This window comes from Pedobacter jeongneungensis (genome assembly GCF_000633455.1).
GTDB classification, from domain to species: Bacteria; Bacteroidota; Bacteroidia; order Sphingobacteriales; family Sphingobacteriaceae; genus Pedobacter; species Pedobacter jeongneungensis_A.
The window spans coordinates 18,475-36,228 of record NZ_AYMG01000022.1 but is presented as its reverse complement, the minus strand read 5'-3'; the positions used below and the strand labels follow the sequence as shown (position 1 = coordinate 36,228).

17 protein-coding genes and 1 pseudogene are annotated in these 17,754 nt (G+C 32.8%); all 18 read left to right on the top strand.

All coding sequences use genetic code 11. The features are described from left to right. The first annotated feature begins 57 nt into the window (after nucleotides 1-57). The 18 genes and pseudogenes from U859_RS32700 to U859_RS0119690 all read left to right on the top strand — a co-directional run bounded on the left by U859_RS32700 (nucleotide 58) and on the right by U859_RS0119690 (nucleotide 17,752). Nucleotides 58-571: pseudogene (locus U859_RS32700) on the top strand (GDP-mannose 4,6-dehydratase). Beyond that, a complete protein-coding gene (locus tag U859_RS32695) occupies nucleotides 543-974 on the top strand; it encodes a GDP-mannose 4,6-dehydratase (RefSeq protein WP_410477231.1) in 432 nt (143 codons plus the stop codon). Before U859_RS32700 ends, U859_RS32695 begins: the two are co-directional and overlap by 29 nt. A 291-nt stretch (nucleotides 975-1,265) precedes the next feature. Continuing rightward, nucleotides 1,266-2,006, top strand: a complete 741-nt coding sequence (locus tag U859_RS0119765) for a tyrosine-protein phosphatase (RefSeq protein WP_025145049.1) — start codon at nucleotides 1,266-1,268, stop codon at nucleotides 2,004-2,006. A 168-nt stretch (nucleotides 2,007-2,174) separates the two neighbouring features. Then, entirely contained in the window at nucleotides 2,175-2,981 is an 807-nt protein-coding gene (locus U859_RS0119760; RefSeq protein WP_025145048.1) for a polysaccharide biosynthesis/export family protein, read from the top strand. 14 nt (nucleotides 2,982-2,995) lie between these two features. Continuing rightward, the gene (locus tag U859_RS0119755; RefSeq protein ID WP_025145047.1) at nucleotides 2,996-5,341 is read left to right on the top strand and encodes a GumC family protein; all 2,346 of its coding nucleotides are present in this window, start codon (nucleotides 2,996-2,998) and stop codon (nucleotides 5,339-5,341) included. Between the two features lie 86 nt (nucleotides 5,342-5,427). Next, nucleotides 5,428-5,835, top strand: a complete 408-nt coding sequence (locus tag U859_RS0119750; RefSeq protein WP_025145046.1) for a sugar 3,4-ketoisomerase — start codon at nucleotides 5,428-5,430, stop codon at nucleotides 5,833-5,835. Between the two features lie 4 nt (nucleotides 5,836-5,839). Beyond that, complete coding sequence (locus tag U859_RS0119745; protein ID WP_025145045.1) at nucleotides 5,840-6,253, top strand: sugar 3,4-ketoisomerase; 414 nt, start codon at nucleotides 5,840-5,842, stop codon at nucleotides 6,251-6,253. Further along, nucleotides 6,243-6,794: an acyltransferase gene (locus tag U859_RS0119740; RefSeq protein WP_029985983.1), complete on the top strand. Its 552-nt coding sequence runs from the start codon at nucleotides 6,243-6,245 to the stop codon at nucleotides 6,792-6,794. Before U859_RS0119745 ends, U859_RS0119740 begins: the two co-directional genes overlap by 11 nt. After that, on the top strand, nucleotides 6,791-7,891 hold the full coding sequence (locus tag U859_RS0119735; protein ID WP_025145043.1) for a DegT/DnrJ/EryC1/StrS family aminotransferase: 1,101 nt from the start codon (nucleotides 6,791-6,793) through the stop codon (nucleotides 7,889-7,891). Before U859_RS0119740 ends, U859_RS0119735 begins: the two co-directional genes overlap by 4 nt. Then, complete coding sequence (locus U859_RS0119730) at nucleotides 7,885-9,201, top strand: O-antigen translocase (protein ID WP_051584740.1); 1,317 nt, start codon at nucleotides 7,885-7,887, stop codon at nucleotides 9,199-9,201. Before U859_RS0119735 ends, U859_RS0119730 begins: the two co-directional genes overlap by 7 nt. After that, entirely contained in the window at nucleotides 9,191-10,417 is a 1,227-nt protein-coding gene (locus U859_RS0119725) for a glycosyltransferase (protein WP_025145041.1), read from the top strand. Before U859_RS0119730 ends, U859_RS0119725 begins: the two co-directional genes overlap by 11 nt. After that, nucleotides 10,417-11,292 carry an alpha-1,2-fucosyltransferase gene (locus tag U859_RS0119720; protein ID WP_025145040.1) on the top strand — a complete coding sequence of 292 codons (876 nt, stop codon included), beginning with the start codon at nucleotides 10,417-10,419 and terminating at the stop codon, nucleotides 11,290-11,292. Before U859_RS0119725 ends, U859_RS0119720 begins: the two co-directional genes overlap by 1 nt. Then, nucleotides 11,292-12,584, top strand: coding sequence for a hypothetical protein (locus U859_RS0119715; RefSeq protein ID WP_051584739.1), 1,293 nt, complete (start codon nucleotides 11,292-11,294; stop codon nucleotides 12,582-12,584). Before U859_RS0119720 ends, U859_RS0119715 begins: the two co-directional genes overlap by 1 nt. A gap of 6 nt (nucleotides 12,585-12,590) precedes the next feature. Further along, nucleotides 12,591-13,694 (top strand): EpsG family protein, encoded by a 1,104-nt coding sequence (locus U859_RS0119710; RefSeq protein ID WP_025145038.1) that lies wholly within the window; start codon nucleotides 12,591-12,593, stop codon nucleotides 13,692-13,694. Between the two features lie 8 nt (nucleotides 13,695-13,702). Next, the gene (locus tag U859_RS0119705) at nucleotides 13,703-14,695 is read left to right on the top strand and encodes a glycosyltransferase (RefSeq protein WP_025145037.1); all 993 of its coding nucleotides are present in this window, start codon (nucleotides 13,703-13,705) and stop codon (nucleotides 14,693-14,695) included. Then, nucleotides 14,692-15,729 carry a glycosyltransferase family 4 protein gene (locus U859_RS0119700; protein WP_025145036.1) on the top strand — a complete coding sequence of 346 codons (1,038 nt, stop codon included), beginning with the start codon at nucleotides 14,692-14,694 and terminating at the stop codon, nucleotides 15,727-15,729. The genes U859_RS0119705 and U859_RS0119700 overlap by 4 nt, the downstream gene beginning before the upstream one ends. After that, entirely contained in the window at nucleotides 15,726-16,835 is a 1,110-nt protein-coding gene (locus tag U859_RS0119695; protein ID WP_025145035.1) for a glycosyltransferase, read from the top strand. Before U859_RS0119700 ends, U859_RS0119695 begins: the two co-directional genes overlap by 4 nt. A gap of 2 nt (nucleotides 16,836-16,837) precedes the next feature. Next, the gene (locus U859_RS0119690; RefSeq protein WP_025145034.1) at nucleotides 16,838-17,752 is read left to right on the top strand and encodes an NAD-dependent epimerase/dehydratase family protein; all 915 of its coding nucleotides are present in this window, start codon (nucleotides 16,838-16,840) and stop codon (nucleotides 17,750-17,752) included. Nucleotides 17,753-17,754: the final 2 nt, after the last annotated feature.

Here is a 17,754-nt window from a genome sequence, read left to right as displayed (position 1 = left end):
GATTGATCGCATTGATCACCTTTATCAGGATCAGCATGAGCAAAATATTCGTTTTAAATACTTTATAGCGATTTTACAGATTCTACCAACCTCATCCGAATAGTTCATGGAATACAGGCTGTTGAAATTTACGGTCTGGCGGCAATGAGCCATGTACATGTAAGCTTTGATATGCCTGAGTACACCGCTAATGCATATGGTATTGGTACCTTACGTTGATTAGAAGCAGTACGCATTTTAGGATTAACAAAAAAACCAAGATTTATCAAGCCAGTACGTCTGAATTATATGGACTAGTGCAAGCCGTTCCTCAGAGTGAAACCACTACTTTTTATCCTAGTTCTCTTATGCTGTTGCCAAAATGTATTCTTATTGGATTATGGTAAATTACCGTGAAGCATATGATATATTTTCCTGCAATGGAATTTTATTTAATCATAAAAGTCCGTTAAGGGGCGAAACTTTTCTTACTCGCAAAATTACCAGGGCTGCATCTAAAATTGCTTTAGGTCTGCAAAAATGTCTATATCTAGGTAATCTTTTTGCTCAAAGGGATTGGGGGCCATGCTGAAGATTATATCGAGGCCATGTGGTTAATTCTGCAACAAGAAAAGCCAAAAGATTTCGTTATAGCTACAGGTATTACCACCACTGTTCGCGATTTTGTTCGAATGAGCTTTGCCGAGTCAGGTATTGATGTCGAATTTTCGGGGAAAGATAAAAATGAAAAAGGTGTAATAATTGGTTTGAATGAAGAACTCTTGAATCAATATGGATTGAGAAGTGATAAATTATTCTTAGGCAGCGCCATTGTAGAGGTTGACCCTAAATATTTCAGGCCAACAGAAGTAGATTTATTATTGGGAGATCCAATCAAATCTAAAACGCAATTGGGTTGGGAGCCTAAATATGATCTTGCTACTTTAGTTAAAGATATGATGATCTCTGATCTTCATTTAATGAAAAAAAGATGAATATTTAAAAGAGGGTGGGTTTAAAACCGTGAATTATTTTGAATAATATTTTATATTCTAAACAATTGATATTGATTCATTTCTGGAGTTAGGATTAAGGTATCAATTTTTAGGGAAAATCATTTCGACTATTTGTCTGATTTAATCTACTCTTTATAGGAAAACAGTCTAAAATGTTTAAATTTATGCCGTTAATTTAAGTAATCATCTTTTTCCTTTTCAGCCTATAGATGATCAGGGTTTGGATGAAATTCGTAATAATTAATTATAAGTGAATTGATTTAATAATATATGTTAAGCTTTTTTAGTAAGAAAAATAAAATTACCGATATCTCATGGCTCGGGGTAGATATACACTCTCATATTTTGCCAGGTATTGATGATGGATCACCAGATATAGAAACCTCTGTTCGACTTGTGAAATCACTTACCGAACTGGGTTTTGAACAGTTAATTGCTACCCCTCACATTTTAAAGGAATTATATCCCAATACACCAGAAAGTATAAATAAGGCCAAACGGGATTTACAAACAGCACTTGATAACGCCAGTATTTCGACAAAGTTAAGCGCCGGAGCAGAATATATGATAGATCAGGACTTTGATCTGAATGAAAGTCTATGTACACTGGATCAAAAGCATCTGCTGATAGAAATGTCTTACTTATCTGAAACCCCGGGAATCAGCCAAACTATATTTGATGTAGAAATTAAAGGCTTTAAGCCTGTCCTCGCACATCCAGAGCGTTATACCTTCTATTTTAAAGATAAAAGTCGCTTAAAACGCTTTAAAGAAAAAGGCTGTTTGTTACAGTTGAATTTGTTGTCGGTTTTGGGATATTATGGTAAAGATGTAAAACAACTCTCGGAATCGCTCTTAAAAGAAAAGATGTACGATTTAGCGGGAACTGATTTACATCATGAAAAACATTTAAGTGCCTTAACTGCCGCAGTTCAGTCCGGTAAACTTTATGACCTGATTGGTTCTTATGATTTTAAAAATCAAGAAATATTTGGATCGGTTTTGATTTAATTTTTATTTATATAATAGTAAATGCAAATTGGCATCATTTTTATACTTAACGCTCAAATTAAATTTACTAGAATTAATCTGAAATTATGCTTTTTAGATATTACAATTAAATGATTAAGTTTGCAAGCTGTTCATAATCCACAATATTATAAGAACAGATTTATACATATGAATAAAAAAAATAATGTGAATAAGGGATCGAAGTTGGCAATTTTGTTTTTTGCGATTACTCTCTCTTGTTCCTGCGTTAGCAATAAGAAAATTGCTTACTTCCAAGACATTCAATCTGTTAAACAAGCTAATTTAGATAGTGCCATTGCCTTTACAGAACCAGTAATACAACCGGATGATATTTTAAGTATCAACATCTTTACGCTTAATCCGCAGAGTGGGGCTATTATTAATCAAGCTGCCTCAACACCAACATTAGGTGGTAACACTAATAATAGCGTATCAACACAAAGTACCGGATTTCTAGTTGACAAAAATGGAGAAATCGAACTTTCTTTAATCGGCAAATTGAAAGTGGCAGGTTTAACCACCTACCAAGCGAGGGAACTGATCCGTGAAAAGGCCACAGATGTTTACAAACAGCCAAACGTACAATTGCGTTTTGCTAATTTTAAAGTGAGCGTACTGGGAGAAGTGAACGCGCCATCCGCCTATACTTTACCTAATGAAAAAGTAACTATTTTAGATGCTTTAAGTTTAGCTGGCGATTTAACCATTTATGGTAGAAGAGAAAATGTCTTAATTGTTCGCGATAATAACGGTAAGAAGGAATTTGCCCGATTGGACCTCAATTCTAGTAATATTTTTAGTAGCCCATTCTACTATTTAAAGCAGAATGATGTGGTTTACGTAGAACCAAATAAACGCAAAGTTTCGGCTTCTAATTCTGCTCAAATCCAAACCATAGGCGTGATTGCCTCAGTAGTTTCGGTAATTGTTTTGGCCATTTCTAATTTTAAATAATAGTAGCTGTTTAAATGAATAATCATCCTGAAATGAATATCGTACACGAGCGTGAAGAGGTTGAAATTAACTTAAAAGATATTTTTAGTAAACTTATAGATAAATGGAGTTGGTTTGCGGCTAGTGTTTTTGTCTGTTTGTTAATTGCTTTCATATACGGTAGATATACTGCTCCAATTTATCAAGTCAAAGCAAAATTAATTGTTAATGATGATCAGAAAGGTGGCGGCATGGGTAAGACTTCTGGAGCCCTTATGGATTTAGGGGGATTAATGGGTACTAAAAATTCTGTTGAAAATGAAGTAGAGATCTTGAAAACTCGGTTTTTAATGGAACAGGTTGTAAGAGAAATGCAGCTGAATATTGTATATTCCAGAAAAACTGACTTTGTTAGCCGAGAATTATACTCTGCACCATTTAAAATTGATATTATTAAAAGTGTTGATACCATAAAAAATACAAGGCTAGATATTATCAAAATAGCTGTAAATAAGTTCCTAGTCAGTACAAAAGACTTCAAAAGAGAAGTAAGTTATAATGAACAATTCCTTATTCAAGGAATCGGAATTTTACGTCTACAACCAAGTGAAAATAAGAAAGTCAGTAATGGTGAGTATTATGTTACAATTAGTTCTATCGATTCTAAGGTCGCATCGCTAATGACGCAATTATCTGTTGCTACAAGTAATAAACAAGTTAGCATTATCGATTTAAGATTGTCTTACCCACTGCCAAATAAAGGTGAAGATATTTTGAATACATTAATAAAGAAATATACCCTATCCAACCTTAACGATAAAAATGCTGTCGCTGACAGTACTTACCGTTTTATCAAAGAACGACTGAATGTAATTGCCTCCGAATTGGGAGATGTGGAAAATAAAGTTGAGAATTTTAAACAGAATAATCAACTGGCTGATATGAGCGAGCAGGGCAAATTGTTGGTGCAAAGCTCTGGAGAATTTTCTACCGAATTGGCTAAGGCTGAGACTCAAGTATCGGTATTAAATGAATTAGAGAAATATTTAAAAGACAATGTAAATAATAAACGTGTTTTTCCTTCTTCTCTTATTCCCCAAGATATGGTTTTTTCCAACATTATGGAGCATTATAATTCCTTAATCATAGAAAGAGAAAAACAATTGTTGGGTGTCACCGAGCAGAGTCCTTTTATTCAAAACATAGACCAACAGATATCAGAATTGAGGAGTAACATGCTTGCAAATATTCAAAGTACTAAAAAATCTGCTTTGCTTACGCGAGAAAAACTCAAAAGTCAACTAAAAAGTGCTGAAAATCAAATTTCTGGAGTTCCTCAAATCGAAAAGAATTATTTGAAATTGGCACGTAATCAACAGATTAAGCAGGAATTATATATATTTTTAATGCAAAAGGCTGAAGAGACCAGCATTTCTAAAACGTCTAACATAGCAATTGCAAAAACTATTGATCCACCAAAGTCAGATGTCATTCCTGTTAGTCCGAAAAAAAGTTTTATATATTTAATCGGGTTTATCGCTGGCCTAATCGTTCCTATCGTATTAATTTTTGGGCAGGAACTTCTCAATACAAGTATAAAAACAAAAGAAGAGATTATTTCAAAAACGAGTGTGCCAGTAATTGGAGAGATTAGTCATAACTCTAGTGATGACAACTTGATTGTTGCAAATCAAAGCCGATCTGCGATTTCAGAGCAGTTTAGGGCATTAAGAACTAATCTATCTTTCTATTTGAAAACCGAAAAGGAAAAAGTTATCCTTTTGACATCTAGTATGAGTGGGGAAGGCAAATCGTTTACTGCGATTAATCTTGGGAATATTCTTGCCTTAGCAGGGAAAAAGGTATTATTAATGGAATTAGATCTTCGAAAGCCTGGACTCTCGGCAAAATTGGGCGTTCGGAATGATATTGGTTTTAGCAACTTTACTATTAGCCCATCAATTAAAATGGCTGATATTGTAAAACCGCTATCTATTAATAAAAACATGTTCATCGTTTCATCTGGTCCATTGCCTCCCAATCCTGCGGAAACATTGATGAATGAAAATGTACCTAATCTTATTGAGGAATTAAAAAAAGAGTTTGACTATATAATTATGGATGCGCCACCAATTGGAATTATTGCCGATGCCCAATTGCTTTCTAAGTATGCTGATGTAACACTTTATCTTGTGAGGCAAAAAATTACACAAAAAGATCAGCTTAAAATTGTTGAAGATTTGTATATGACGAATAAGATGAAGAATCTTGGGATTGTAGTTAATGATATTATCAGTAAGTATTATGGCTATGGCTATGGTTACGGTGCCTATGGCCAGGTCGCCGATGAGAAATGGTTTAAGAGGATCTTTAAACGATAAAAAGCGATTAAAGATTGACCTCTTTAATAAATGTCAATTCAATTAATTAACAATGCTAATACTGCATTAAAATCACTTATTTATTGATGGGATTAGAAAAAGTAAAGGAAATAAATTTACCAAAGATTTTAGATGAAAGAGGCAATCTATCTTTTTTAGAAGAAACAAAACATATACCATTTAAGATTGAAAGAACTTATTGGATATATGATGTGCCAGGCGGCGAAGTAAGGGGTGGGCATAGTTATTATGAAAATGAAGAGATTATCATAGCGTTAAGTGGCAGTTTCGATATTGTTTTAAATGATGGCATGATTCAGAAAGTTTTTTCTTTAAATAGATCTTATTACGGCCTTTATGTACCTAATGGTATATGGAGACATATGGAAAATTTCTCCACCAATGCCTTAGGGTTCATTGTTGCGTCGACGAAGTTCTCAGCAAATGATTATGAAAGGGACTTTGAAAAATACCTTTCATTAACTAAAAAGTAAATTGATGACTACGACATATGATTGTTCTATCTTCGAACTCCCTCAAATAAAGAGTCGTGCTGGTAATATAACTCCTGTGCACAATAATTTGGAAATTCCATTTGAAATTAAGAGGATTTTTTACTTATATGATATACCAGGTGGAGAATCTCGAGGAGCGCATGCTCACAAAGAGTGCCACCAATTTTTAATTGCCGCGAGTGGGAGTTTTGAGGTATTATTAGATGATGGGAGAACTAAACGGCTTATACAATTAAATAGACCATATATTGGATTACATATTCCGCCAGGAATATGGGCTTCTGAAATTAATTTTTCATCAGGATCAATTTGTTTAGTTCATGCATCACATAGTTATGATGAAAAGGATTATATTAGAAATTATGAATCTTACCTAAACTATATTAATGGAAAATAAAATACATCCTCTTTCAGATGTTCTGTCCGATAAAATTGGGGAAAATACCTATGTTTGGCAGTTTACTGTCATATTGGCTGATGCAGTAATCGGTAATAATTGTAATATAAATTGTAATTGTTTTATTGAAAACAATGTGTTAATTGGTAACAATGTGACAATTAAGTCAGGAGTTCAGCTTTGGGATGGCGTTGAGATTAGAGATAATGTCTTTGTTGGACCGAATGTAACATTTACTAATGACTTAGTTCCTAGATCAAAGATTTACCCTGCTAGTTTCCAAAAAACTTTATTAATGGAGTTCTGTTCAATTGGTGCTAATTCTACATTAGTTGCAGGAATACAAGTGGGTGAATTTGCATTTGTTGGTGCGGGAAGCGTGCTCACTAAATCAATCGCTCCATATACTGTTTGGTATGGTAATCCCGCTATTCATCGTGGGTATATTACAGAGAGCTCGCAATTACTTGATTTGAAATTAGTCGATAAAATTACAGGAGAGCAGTACTTCCTAGATGGATTTAAACCGATAAAGAAATGATTAAATTTTTAGATTTATATAAAATAAACCAGCGTCATAAAAAAGACCTAGTTCAAGCCTTTGAAGATGTATTGGATTCAGGATGGTATATCATGGGAAACTCACTAAAGAAATTTGAGAGTGAATTTGCTAATTATTGTGGAGTTAAACACGCAATCGGAGTTGCAAATGGGCTTGATGCTTTAATTTTGGTGATAAGAGCCTATAAAGAATTGGGATTATTTAAGGATGGAGATGAGATCATTGTACCAGCAAATACTTACATAGCGAGTATCTTAGCTATTTCTGCGAATCAATTGGTGCCTGTTTTAGTGGAGCCGAATATTGATACTTATAATATTGCGCCAGAATTGATCGAAGCTAAAATAACTGATAAAACTGTGGCTATCATGCCTGTGCACTTATATGGACAACTTTGCGATATGCAAACCATATGTGCAATTGCAAAAAATAACAACTTAAAGGTTATTGAAGATTGCGCACAAGCTCATGGTGCCGTTGATTTATCGGGCAAGAAAGCCGGTAATTTTGGTGATGCTGCTGGCTTTAGCTTTTATCCTGGTAAAAATTTGGGTGCTTTAGGTGATGCTGGTGCAATTACTACAAATGACAATGTGCTAGCAGAGACCATAAAGGCACTATTAAATTATGGATCATATGTTAAATATGAAAACAAATATAAGGGGGTGAATAGTCGATTGGATGAGTTACAAGCAGCTTTGCTAAGCGTGAAGCTCATGACCCTTGATGATGAGACTGCCGTAAAACGGAAGATTGCAAACAGATATTTAAGCGAGATTAATAATCCGAAAATTACATTGCCAACAATTCAATTACAGACGGCACACGTTTGGCATTTATTTGTTATTCGTACTCCAGAGCGATATGAGTTACAGAAATATCTTTTTGATAAAGGTATTCAGACGGTCATACACTACCCTATTCCTCCCCATAAACAAGAAGCTTATAAGGAATGGAGCGAATTAAGTTTCTCAATTTCTGAAAATATTCATGCTGAAGTTTTAAGTTTGCCCTTAAGCCCTGTCTTAGAAGATAACGAAGTAGATACCATAATATCTATACTGAATCGATGGTAAAAACTATTCAAGATAAGTGGAAAGTGATAATATCTGTTTTAAAAACTGATATTGTTAAAGTATTTTCATTTACAGCAATGGCTACGGTTGTGAAGATGTTCACTGCATTAGTTAGTATTAAACTTGTTGCTTTGTTGATTGGGCCCAGTGGAATAGCTTTAGTAGGTCAGTTAAATAATTTTTCCACGATCATTATGCTTTTAGCATGTGGAGGTATAAACAATGGAGTTACAAAGTATATAGCAGAATATAGAGAATCTAGTGAAACCATTAAAAACTTAATGGCTACAGCATTTAAAATAACTCTTATTTGCTCATTTGTCTGTGGGCTTTCAATGGTTATTTTTAACGAGTACTTAAGTGAAAAGTTAATGCTTGACAAAAAATATGATTACTTGTTCGTTATTTTCGGCATTACCGTTGTATTCTATGCACTGAATGCACTTATCGCTTCAATTTTAAATGGATTTAAGGATTTTAGAAAGTATGTTTTTATAAGCATCGTAGGAAGTATCGTAGGTCTTATTTTTACTATAATTCTGGTTTTATGGCAAGGATTAAAAGGGGCTCTCATCGGAGCTGTCACATTTCAGAGTATTATGTTTTTCGTGTCAATTTGGATGATCAGGAAACTACCATGGTTCTCATTAGATTATTTTAATAGAAAAATTGACCTATTGCTTTCAAAAAAGTACATGAAGTATTCGGTTATGACTTTAGTAACAGCTGTTACAGCTCCTGTATCCCAATTAATTTTACGTGGCTACGTAATATCAAATATCTCAAGCATAGAGGCTGGCTGGTGGGAAGGGATGAATCGTATTTCCACTATGTATTTAATGGTTATAACAACATCCTTCAGTGTTTATTATCTCCCAAGACTGTCTGAGTTAGTAGATCGAAGACAACTTAGAGTAGAAATTTTAAAGGCATTTAAAATTATCGTACCGACGTTAATTGTAGCATTTCTCACTCTATATATTTGTCGATTCTTGATTATTAGATTAATTTTCACAAAAGACTTTGTACATATGGAAAATCTGTTCTTGTGGCAACTCATCGGAGACTTTTTTAAAATAACTAGTTGGATATTAGCATATTTAATGGTTGCTAAAACAATGACAAAGTCATTCATCTCTACTGAAATAATTTTTTCAATTGTCTTCATGGGCTTGGCATATCTGTTTGTTAGACAAAATGGAATTTTAGGGATTACACAAGCTTATGCAATAAATTATTTTATATATTTTCTATGTATGTTAGTTCTCTTTAGAAAACTATTATTTACAACTTCATCAGATGAACGCTAAGCGTACAATTATATTTTATTGTGATAACTTTGGTATGGGGGGAACTGAAACGTTAATCCTACGCTTAATGAAATGGTTTAGTGAGCAGCATTGCCGAACCATATTGTTAACACAGAACATGATTACGAACTCCGCAATAATATCAGATATCAAAAATATTGATTTTGAATATTTTTTGTATGAAAAAGCAAAGTCAAATTTTTTTAATATTAGTGGTGATATGTTGTCTTTCAAGGATGCAGAAAATCCTCTGATTATAACTCAATTTTTCCCGGAATATTTTAAGGCATTTTTACTCTTAACAAAGGGAAAATATCATATAAATTTTACCCATACCATTTATATTGTCCATCCTCACTCCACATATCTGGCTTCTAGAAAGATATTATTTTTAGGACGTTGGATGGTTAAAATGATGTTAAAAAATAAAACGCTTATTTTCATGGATGAGGTTTGTGTTAAAACTTTTACTTCTTTTTATTTATTGAAGGAAAGTAATACTAATTATAAAATCTTAAGATTACCAATTTTTATTGATAAAGATTATAGTACATTAACTTCTGCAAAAAATGATGTTTTCAATATATTAACGATTGCGAGATTTGAGTTTCCTTTTAAAGGCTATGTGATAGGATTAATAAAATCTTTTCACAAGCTTCGTATTGATAACAAAAATATATCTTTAACAATAATCGGTTATGGAGATGGAAGAGATGAAGTTAATTTGGAGGTAAACAAACTTGGAGAGACCTATTCGGATTCAATTCACGTTTTAGATCAAGTTCCTTACAGTGAAATAAATAGCTACATAGAAAAATGTGACGTTTATGTCGGAATGGGTACAACTATATTAGATGCGGCCAATAAGAATAAAATTGTAATTAGTGCGGTAGCTTATCAAATGTCGAATTATTCAAGCGGATTTTTTCATAATAATTTTCGGTCAATAGGAGAGATTTTCGATGCAAATTCACATCTATTGACCTTTGACGTGCTCATTCAAGATGTGATAAATTCAAGTCCTTCTGAATTTCTCTTAATGGCTAACAATAGTAAAGACGTGTTAATAGAAAACTATAACATTGATGAAATCGCTACTCAATTAGCATCATATAGCAATCCTATTTCTAATAAATTACAGTTTAGGGTAAATTGGGTAATGTCTTACTTAACCTTAATTATTACTTGGATGACTAACAAATTCAAATTTAAATAATGGATGTAATTGTAGTTTTCAATGGGTTAGGTAACCAAATGTCACAGTATGCCTACTTCCTTCAGAAGAGAAGTCTTGGAAAAGCTTATTTTATTTCCTTTTGTAGTGATCACAATGGAATGGAACTAGATAAGGTTTTTAATATAAATGTTAAACCAGCTCTTTTTCAAAAAAATCTGTACCTTTTATTCCGCATTTTGCTGACTGATAAAGGATGGGGGCTGAATAACATCAAAAACAGAATTAGCCACTTTTTTGATATAAGAATAGTTAAAGAAAATTTTGACTATAACTTTAAGGAACAATACCTCCAACCCTCACGAGGTTTGACATATTATTATGGGGGATGGCATTCAGAGTTATATTTTGCAGAATGCAGAGAAGAGATTATCTCAAAATTTAAATTTAATATCCCAACAGATAACGTAAATCAAGAAATTATTAAGAAAATTAGTAATACAGAAAGTGTTGCTGTACACGTTCGGCGGGGTGATTACTTAAATGCTTCAAATATTAATTTGTTTGGTGGAGTATGTACACAGGAATATTATGAGAAGGCGATAGATGCTATTGAAGAACGGGTAAGGGACGTTCATTATTTTGTTTTCTCAAATGATATGGGTTGGGTTAAAGAAAATCTTAAATTGCAAAATGTAACTTATATAGACAATAACAGGGGTACTAATTCTTATATTGATATGTACCTGATGAGCATTTGTAAACACAATATTATTGCAAATAGTACTTTCAGTTGGTGGGGAGCGTGGTTAAATCAAAATGAAGATAAAATTGTTATTTGCCCCAACAGATTTCTTAACGATGATAAATCCACAGATGTTTACCCCCAAGATTGGATTAAAATTAATAATAAGTAATGGAAGATATAAAGAAAATAGCTTTTACCATTTGTGCCAAGAATTACATTGGACTAGCTCAAACGTTGGAAGCTTCTATTAAGGCTATCCAAGACGATGTTCTTTTCCTGATTTTTGTAGCTGATGAGTTTGGAGAAGGATTAGCAATTCAACTTCCGGATAATGTAATAATTGCTGGAGAGAAATTGGCAATTCCAAAGTCACAGTGGTATGAAATGGCTTTTAAATATGATCTAACCGAATTTTGTACATCTATCAAACCATCATGTTTTAAATATATCCTCCAAAATTACGACGTTGATGCCTGTATCTATTTTGATCCAGATATTTTAGTGTTCAATACGCTGGATGCAATTTATGAAAAACTAAACGATTATGATATTTTAGTAACGCCACATATAACAACGATCGAAACCATTTATACAGGAAGTTTAAATGAGCGAAACTTACTTTATTCGGGCATGTTTAATTTGGGTTTTTTAGCATTACGGAATGGAGATACGGCTATAAAACTTCTTAATTGGTGGGAAGAACGATTAAAAGATAGGTGTTTTCAGAATATGATGGAAAACTATTTTACTGATCAAAAATGGATGGATTTTTTACCTTCATTATTTCCGACAAACTTATTGATTTCAACAGATTTGGGACTGAACTTGGCTCCATGGAATTTTTATGAGCGGGAAGTTTTTCAAGTAGAGAACAAATTATATGTTAAAAATAGAATTTTAGCTAAAGATGAGCTATATCCATTAACATTTGTTCACTTTTCAGGGTTCAATTACAAAGCGTTGATAAAAGATGAGGTTATTCAAGGAAACATAAAAGGCCTCGGCATGCCATCGGATTTAGACATTATTTTTTCTCATTATACCAAAGCTCTCAAAACAAGTAATATTTCGAAGTTCATTTCGCTGAGCTATAGCTATAATTTCTTTTCGAATAACCAAAGTATTTCATTGGTTTATAGACGCTTATTTAGGAGGTTGCTCGATGATGGAAAAGTTAACTATAATCCTTTTGAAGAGAGTGCAACATTGTATAAAGCCTTAGCTAATCATAAACTACTTACAAGCGAAATGGCGGTTAATGATAAGACGAATGCCAGTAACATTGGAGATATAGAGAGTAAAACAATTAAAATAAATAAATTTTTTACTCTTCTATTCAAACTGATCGGTGCTCAAAGGTTTTTCCTTCTAACAAGATTGATGCGCCTATATTCCAAACCGGAAAATCACGTTTACCTTATTGATAAAGAATATATTAAACATTTTAAGATCTGGAATTAATCAGTTATGTATATATTTACCTTTTCCCTATTGGGGCTGTTTGCGATTGATGATGTGTTTCTGAAAAAGGGTAAATATGCTATGGCCTTTTTTTTCTTTGCTATTGTCTTACTTATCTTTCATGATGGCTTAAGATGGGGGATCGGAACCGATTGGAACATCTACAGAGAATATTTTGAAGATTGCCTGGATAATAACCGTGACAATTTCGAAATTGGTTATATGTTACTCAGTCAAGCGATTAGGATTTTTACTAGTAACTACTCTGTTTTTCTAGTTGTTCATGCGATAATTGTATATGGACTTATTAGCAAATCAATTTTTCGATTTGCAGTGAATCCATTATTTTCAATATTCTTCTTTTACTGTATAATGCTCACTTATTTGGGTATGAATAGGCAATATATCTCTTTTGCTATCTGTATCTATTCGTATAAATTTATTTTTGATAAAAAAATAATTAATTTTTTAGCGTGTATAGCTATTGCATTTTTGTTTCACAAATCAGCCTTGTTTTTTATTTTTGCATATTTTCTAAATAGAGAGTTTAAAAACAAATACCTAATTTCTATTTTGGGTACAGTGTTAATAATTTCACTATTTGGCCTAATGAATAAGTTGCCTTTAGATATATTTTTTCTGTTTAGTGAGTCGATAGGCGACAAAGTGACTTTCTATGCTGAGTCCAATTTTTTAACTACAAACGTATTTTTGACAATCCTTGCCCTTCTCAAGCGCTCAATTTGGATAATGCTTGCAGTGGCCTTTAGAAGTCGCATTAAAAATATGGATGCTCATTTTAATTTCTTTTTTAACCTTTATTTTATTGGGGCTATAATTTACATCCTATTTAATAATACCATTTTACAGGTAGTAGTTGCACGTGGTGTATTGTATTTTAATATTGCTGAGATATTTTTAATTCCATATATACTCACAATTTTTAAAAATGATTTTACTAGAAAACTTGTTTTTATTTTAGTGGCTATTTATGGAATGCTAACAATTCAAAAGGGTATGAATTTTTATAAGGAGGATTTGGGTTTCGATATTTATAGGCCCTATAATTCAGTTTTATGGGATAGTAATTACAATGCTTACGATCAGTAAACAAAAGAATGAAAGTAACATATTTTTACAGAAACCCAGCTGCTGGATATAGTATCCTAAAAGTTTTCACAACACTAATATCTGAAATGCGGGTAACGCTTCCTGTAAGAGAACTCAGCGTGCCTGCTCGTAGGTCTGATTTAATTAGTGTTTGCAAGAACATTTATTATGTATTAAAGAATAGAGATAAATTAGGGATAAATCATATAACAGGAGACATTCACTACTGTATTCTTGGTCTAATTGGCTGCAAATCTATTTTAACAGTACACGATTTAAGTGCTTTAGACTGTGCGAAAAACCCTTTGAAAAAGGCAATTATTAGATTTCTTTGGTTTACTCTTCCAGTAAGATTGGCGGATAAAGTTGTTTGTATCTCTGAACATACTAGAGATGAATTATACAAGATTACTAAACGGACTGATCTCGAGGTAGTATACAATCCAATAGATCCATCTTTTGGCTATTTACCAAAGTTAATTAATATACAAAAACCAGTCATTCTACAGATTGGTACTGCTTGGAATAAAAACCTCTTCCTCATTGTAGAAGCGTTAAAAACTATTTCAAGTCATCTAGTTATTATTGGAAAGATTGATGGGATTATTGAAAATAGACTGAAAGAGAATAATCAATCATATGAAGTTAAAATTGACTTGACGGACACTGAGATTTTGGATGAATATAAGAATTGTGATATAGTATGTTTTTGCTCAACTTATGAAGGTTTTGGAATGCCAATTATTGAAGGGAACGGAGTTGGTAGGATTGTTGTGACATCAAATATATCTCCTATGACAGAAATTGCTAATGATGCGGCTTATTTAGTTGACTGCAGAGATCCGATTAGCGTGAGAAGCGCAATAAAAGAAATTTTACAAAGCCCGGAGTTAGGAAATTCGTTGGTGAGTAATGGATTAAGGAATGTAGAAAGATTTAATGTTCAAACAATTTCTGCTAGCTACAAGAATTTATATACAAAAATGGAAAAGAGTAAATGATATATGTAAATGGGAGATTTCTGGGAAACAAAATGGATGGTATAAGTCGATTTTCCTTAGAGATATGCAAGCATTTGAAAAAGAACGGACTTGATTTTAAAATTGTTATTCCAAAATGGGTAGAATTTGATAATGATGAGGGGTTTGATATCGTAAAATTTGGTTCATCTAAATCTCATTTTTGGGAGCAGTTAGACTTACTGAAGTTCTTAAAAAAGAATGGTACACCTCTTTTATTGAATCTCTCGGGACTTGGCCCGCTATGGTATAATAGGAAAATTGTAACTATTCATGACTTGTCCTTCATTGAAAATCCAAAATGGTTTTCAAGGTGGTATTTTCTTTTTTATTCAATCACCACGCCCATAATTGCAAAGCATTCATTGAAAATAATCACGGTAAGCGAGTTTTCAAAAGGAGAAATTGTTAGATTAATGAAGGTCGATGCAGGCAAAGTTGAAGTTGTTTATAACGCTGTTACCAAATCCAAAGAACCAATATCTAGTGAGAGAGAGTCGGGATTATATGTATTAGGTGTTTCATCGCTTGATCCGCGAAAAAATTTTAAGCGTTTAATTGATGCATTTAAATTAGACTCCTTAAAAAATGTGAAATTAATTATTGTTGGTAAAGCTGGAAATCATTTCATGCAAGACTTTTCAGCACAAAATACCAGCAACGTACAGTTTGAAGGCTATGTTGGAGATGTGGCACTTAACAAATTATATCATAATGCAAGTGCTTTTGTTTACCCATCATTATATGAAGGATTTGGTATACCTCCTTTAGAGGCCATGTCTCATGGTTGCCCTGTAATTGTTTCAGATATAAAAGTTTTGAGGGAGGTTTGTGGTAATGCGGCACGATACATTGACCCATTATCTTCGACGTCTATTGCGCAAGAACTTACCAATCTGTTAAATAATGACGCTCTTCGAAGTGAGCTTATTCAAAATGGATATTCTCAGATCGAAAAATTCAGTTGGGACACCTCATCAAAAAAAATTATTAATATTTTAAATCAGTATAAATGAAAGTTCTTCAGACAGTTAAATACTATGATCCTTCCAAGGGAGGGATGGAATCTGTGGTCAAGAGTATTGTTGAAGGGATATCTTTGGCTGATAGCGATTTTAGTTTTGTAGTTTATTCAAATAGTCATATACCAAAATTTAAAAAGCAGATAACGCGAATAGGAAATGCGAATTCAGTTAAAGAATTCACTCCAATTATAATAAAAAGTCAACCACTTAATTTCAGATATCCTTTATTAGCAAAACTTATCTCAGATTCAGATATAATACATCATCACTATCCATTTCCAAATATGGAATATGCACTCCTGCGAAATTTAGAGATAATTAAGGATAAAAAGTTGATTATAACTTGGCATGCAAACATTAAAAATTCTAGATGGAGTTGGATTGCAAAATACTACGATCCAATGATTAAAAGGTTATTAGATGTTGCGTCCCATATTATAGTGACCTCACCACAATTACTGGAAAATTCTACTTTACTCGGTGAATATGCCCATAAAGTAAAGGTTATTCCTTTAAGCTTTGAGCCTACTATTTCAAGCGCTGATAAGAACCGTTCGTATCCCATAGGGCGCAAGTTTAGATTGCTTTTTGTTGGTAAGCTTCGAGCTTATAAAGGTGTGAACTTTTTAATAGAGGCAGTGAAAGATTTAGATATTGAATTAAGCATTATTGGTAATGGTGAAACCAAACAAGAATTAATCGATTTGGTAACAAAGCTAGACATTACGAATAAAGTGTCTTTTTTTACCGAATTAACAGATAATGAGGTTGAGACTTTCTATAAAAACTCTGATTTGTTTGTTTTACCATCTATAAACGAGGCTGAGGCATTTGGAGTAGTTCAATTAGAGGCTATGAGTAATGGTCTTCCTGTAATAAATACCAACCTCAACTCTGGTGTACCTTTTGTGTCATTGCATAATATTTCTGGATTAACAGTAGAACCTAAGAATGTAAATGAATTATCTGATGCAATACTTACTATAATAAGTAATCAAAAAATGTACGAGCACTTCTCTCAAGGAGCTTTACAGCGGTCTAAAGATTTTAATAGAGTGGAAATGGCGAAATCTTATTTAAATTTATATGGAAAATAAACATGAATAATAGACTTGCAATCTCTGGATGTAGTGGTTTTGTCGGTAAAAATCTTACTCTCTATTTAAAGAATAATGACATACAAGTCATTTCTAGAGTGGATTTATACCATGACAATTTTAATAGGTTTACAGACACTTATGCATTCATTCATTTGGCTGGTAAAGCTCATGATCTGAACAAGACTTCTGTCCCTGAAGATTACTACGAAGCTAATTTCGAGGTTACAAAAAGACTTTATGATGCCTTCTTAAAATCAGATGCAAAAAAATTTGTTTTTGTTAGTTCTGTAAAGGCTTCAGCTGATACTATTATTGGTGTTCTGACGGAAGAAACAGAAGTGAATCCTCAAACTCATTACGGCAAATCCAAGCGACTGGCAGAAGAATATATTCAAAGACAACTTCTTCCTGAAGGAAAATCTTACTATATATTACGTCCATGTATGATTCATGGGCCTGGAAATAAAGGTAATTTGAATTTACTTTATAAGTTTGTAAGCAATGGGATACCGTATCCTTTAGCTGCTTTCAAGAATGAAAGATCTTTTTTAAGTATTGAGAATTTATGTTTTGTTATTAAAGAGATTTTGCAAAATCCAATACCATCTGGCATTTATAATGTAGCCGATGACGAAACTTTATCAACGACTGAGGTAGTCGCAATACTAGCTAACTCCTTAAATAGACTACCAATTTTTTGGAAAATTCCTTCTAAGTTTTTAATGTTGCTGGCTAAAATCGGTGATATAATAAAACTACCTATTAATACTGAAAGGCTTAAAAAACTGACAGAAAGTTATGTTGTTAGTAATGAAAAGATAAAAAAAGCAGTTGGAGTGCCTTTTCCAATTGGAGCTAAAGAGGGATTGTTAAAAACAGCAAACTCCTTTAAACAGGAAACTGGACTTAAATAAAA

What these genes read in the sequence shown, in the direction of transcription:
- U859_RS0119765 (WP_025145049.1), top strand. Translation starts at nt 1,266, where the DNA reads ATGTTAAGCTTTTTTAGTAAGAAAAATAAAATTACCGATATCTCATGG.
- U859_RS0119760 (WP_025145048.1), top strand. Translation starts at nt 2,175, where the DNA reads ATGAATAAAAAAAATAATGTGAATAAGGGATCGAAGTTGGCAATTTTG.
- U859_RS0119755 (WP_025145047.1), top strand. Translation starts at nt 2,996, where the DNA reads ATGAATAATCATCCTGAAATGAATATCGTACACGAGCGTGAAGAGGTT.
- U859_RS0119750 (WP_025145046.1), top strand. Translation starts at nt 5,428, where the DNA reads ATGGGATTAGAAAAAGTAAAGGAAATAAATTTACCAAAGATTTTAGAT.
- U859_RS0119745 (WP_025145045.1), top strand. Translation starts at nt 5,840, where the DNA reads ATGACTACGACATATGATTGTTCTATCTTCGAACTCCCTCAAATAAAG.
- U859_RS0119740 (WP_029985983.1), top strand. Translation starts at nt 6,243, where the DNA reads ATGGAAAATAAAATACATCCTCTTTCAGATGTTCTGTCCGATAAAATT.
- U859_RS0119735 (WP_025145043.1), top strand. Translation starts at nt 6,791, where the DNA reads ATGATTAAATTTTTAGATTTATATAAAATAAACCAGCGTCATAAAAAA.
- U859_RS0119730 (WP_051584740.1), top strand. Translation starts at nt 7,885, where the DNA reads ATGGTAAAAACTATTCAAGATAAGTGGAAAGTGATAATATCTGTTTTA.
- U859_RS0119725 (WP_025145041.1), top strand. Translation starts at nt 9,191, where the DNA reads ATGAACGCTAAGCGTACAATTATATTTTATTGTGATAACTTTGGTATG.
- U859_RS0119720 (WP_025145040.1), top strand. Translation starts at nt 10,417, where the DNA reads ATGGATGTAATTGTAGTTTTCAATGGGTTAGGTAACCAAATGTCACAG.
- U859_RS0119715 (WP_051584739.1), top strand. Translation starts at nt 11,292, where the DNA reads ATGGAAGATATAAAGAAAATAGCTTTTACCATTTGTGCCAAGAATTAC.
- U859_RS0119710 (WP_025145038.1), top strand. Translation starts at nt 12,591, where the DNA reads ATGTATATATTTACCTTTTCCCTATTGGGGCTGTTTGCGATTGATGAT.
- U859_RS0119705 (WP_025145037.1), top strand. Translation starts at nt 13,703, where the DNA reads ATGAAAGTAACATATTTTTACAGAAACCCAGCTGCTGGATATAGTATC.
- U859_RS0119700 (WP_025145036.1), top strand. Translation starts at nt 14,692, where the DNA reads ATGATATATGTAAATGGGAGATTTCTGGGAAACAAAATGGATGGTATA.
- U859_RS0119695 (WP_025145035.1), top strand. Translation starts at nt 15,726, where the DNA reads ATGAAAGTTCTTCAGACAGTTAAATACTATGATCCTTCCAAGGGAGGG.
- U859_RS0119690 (WP_025145034.1), top strand. Translation starts at nt 16,838, where the DNA reads ATGAATAATAGACTTGCAATCTCTGGATGTAGTGGTTTTGTCGGTAAA.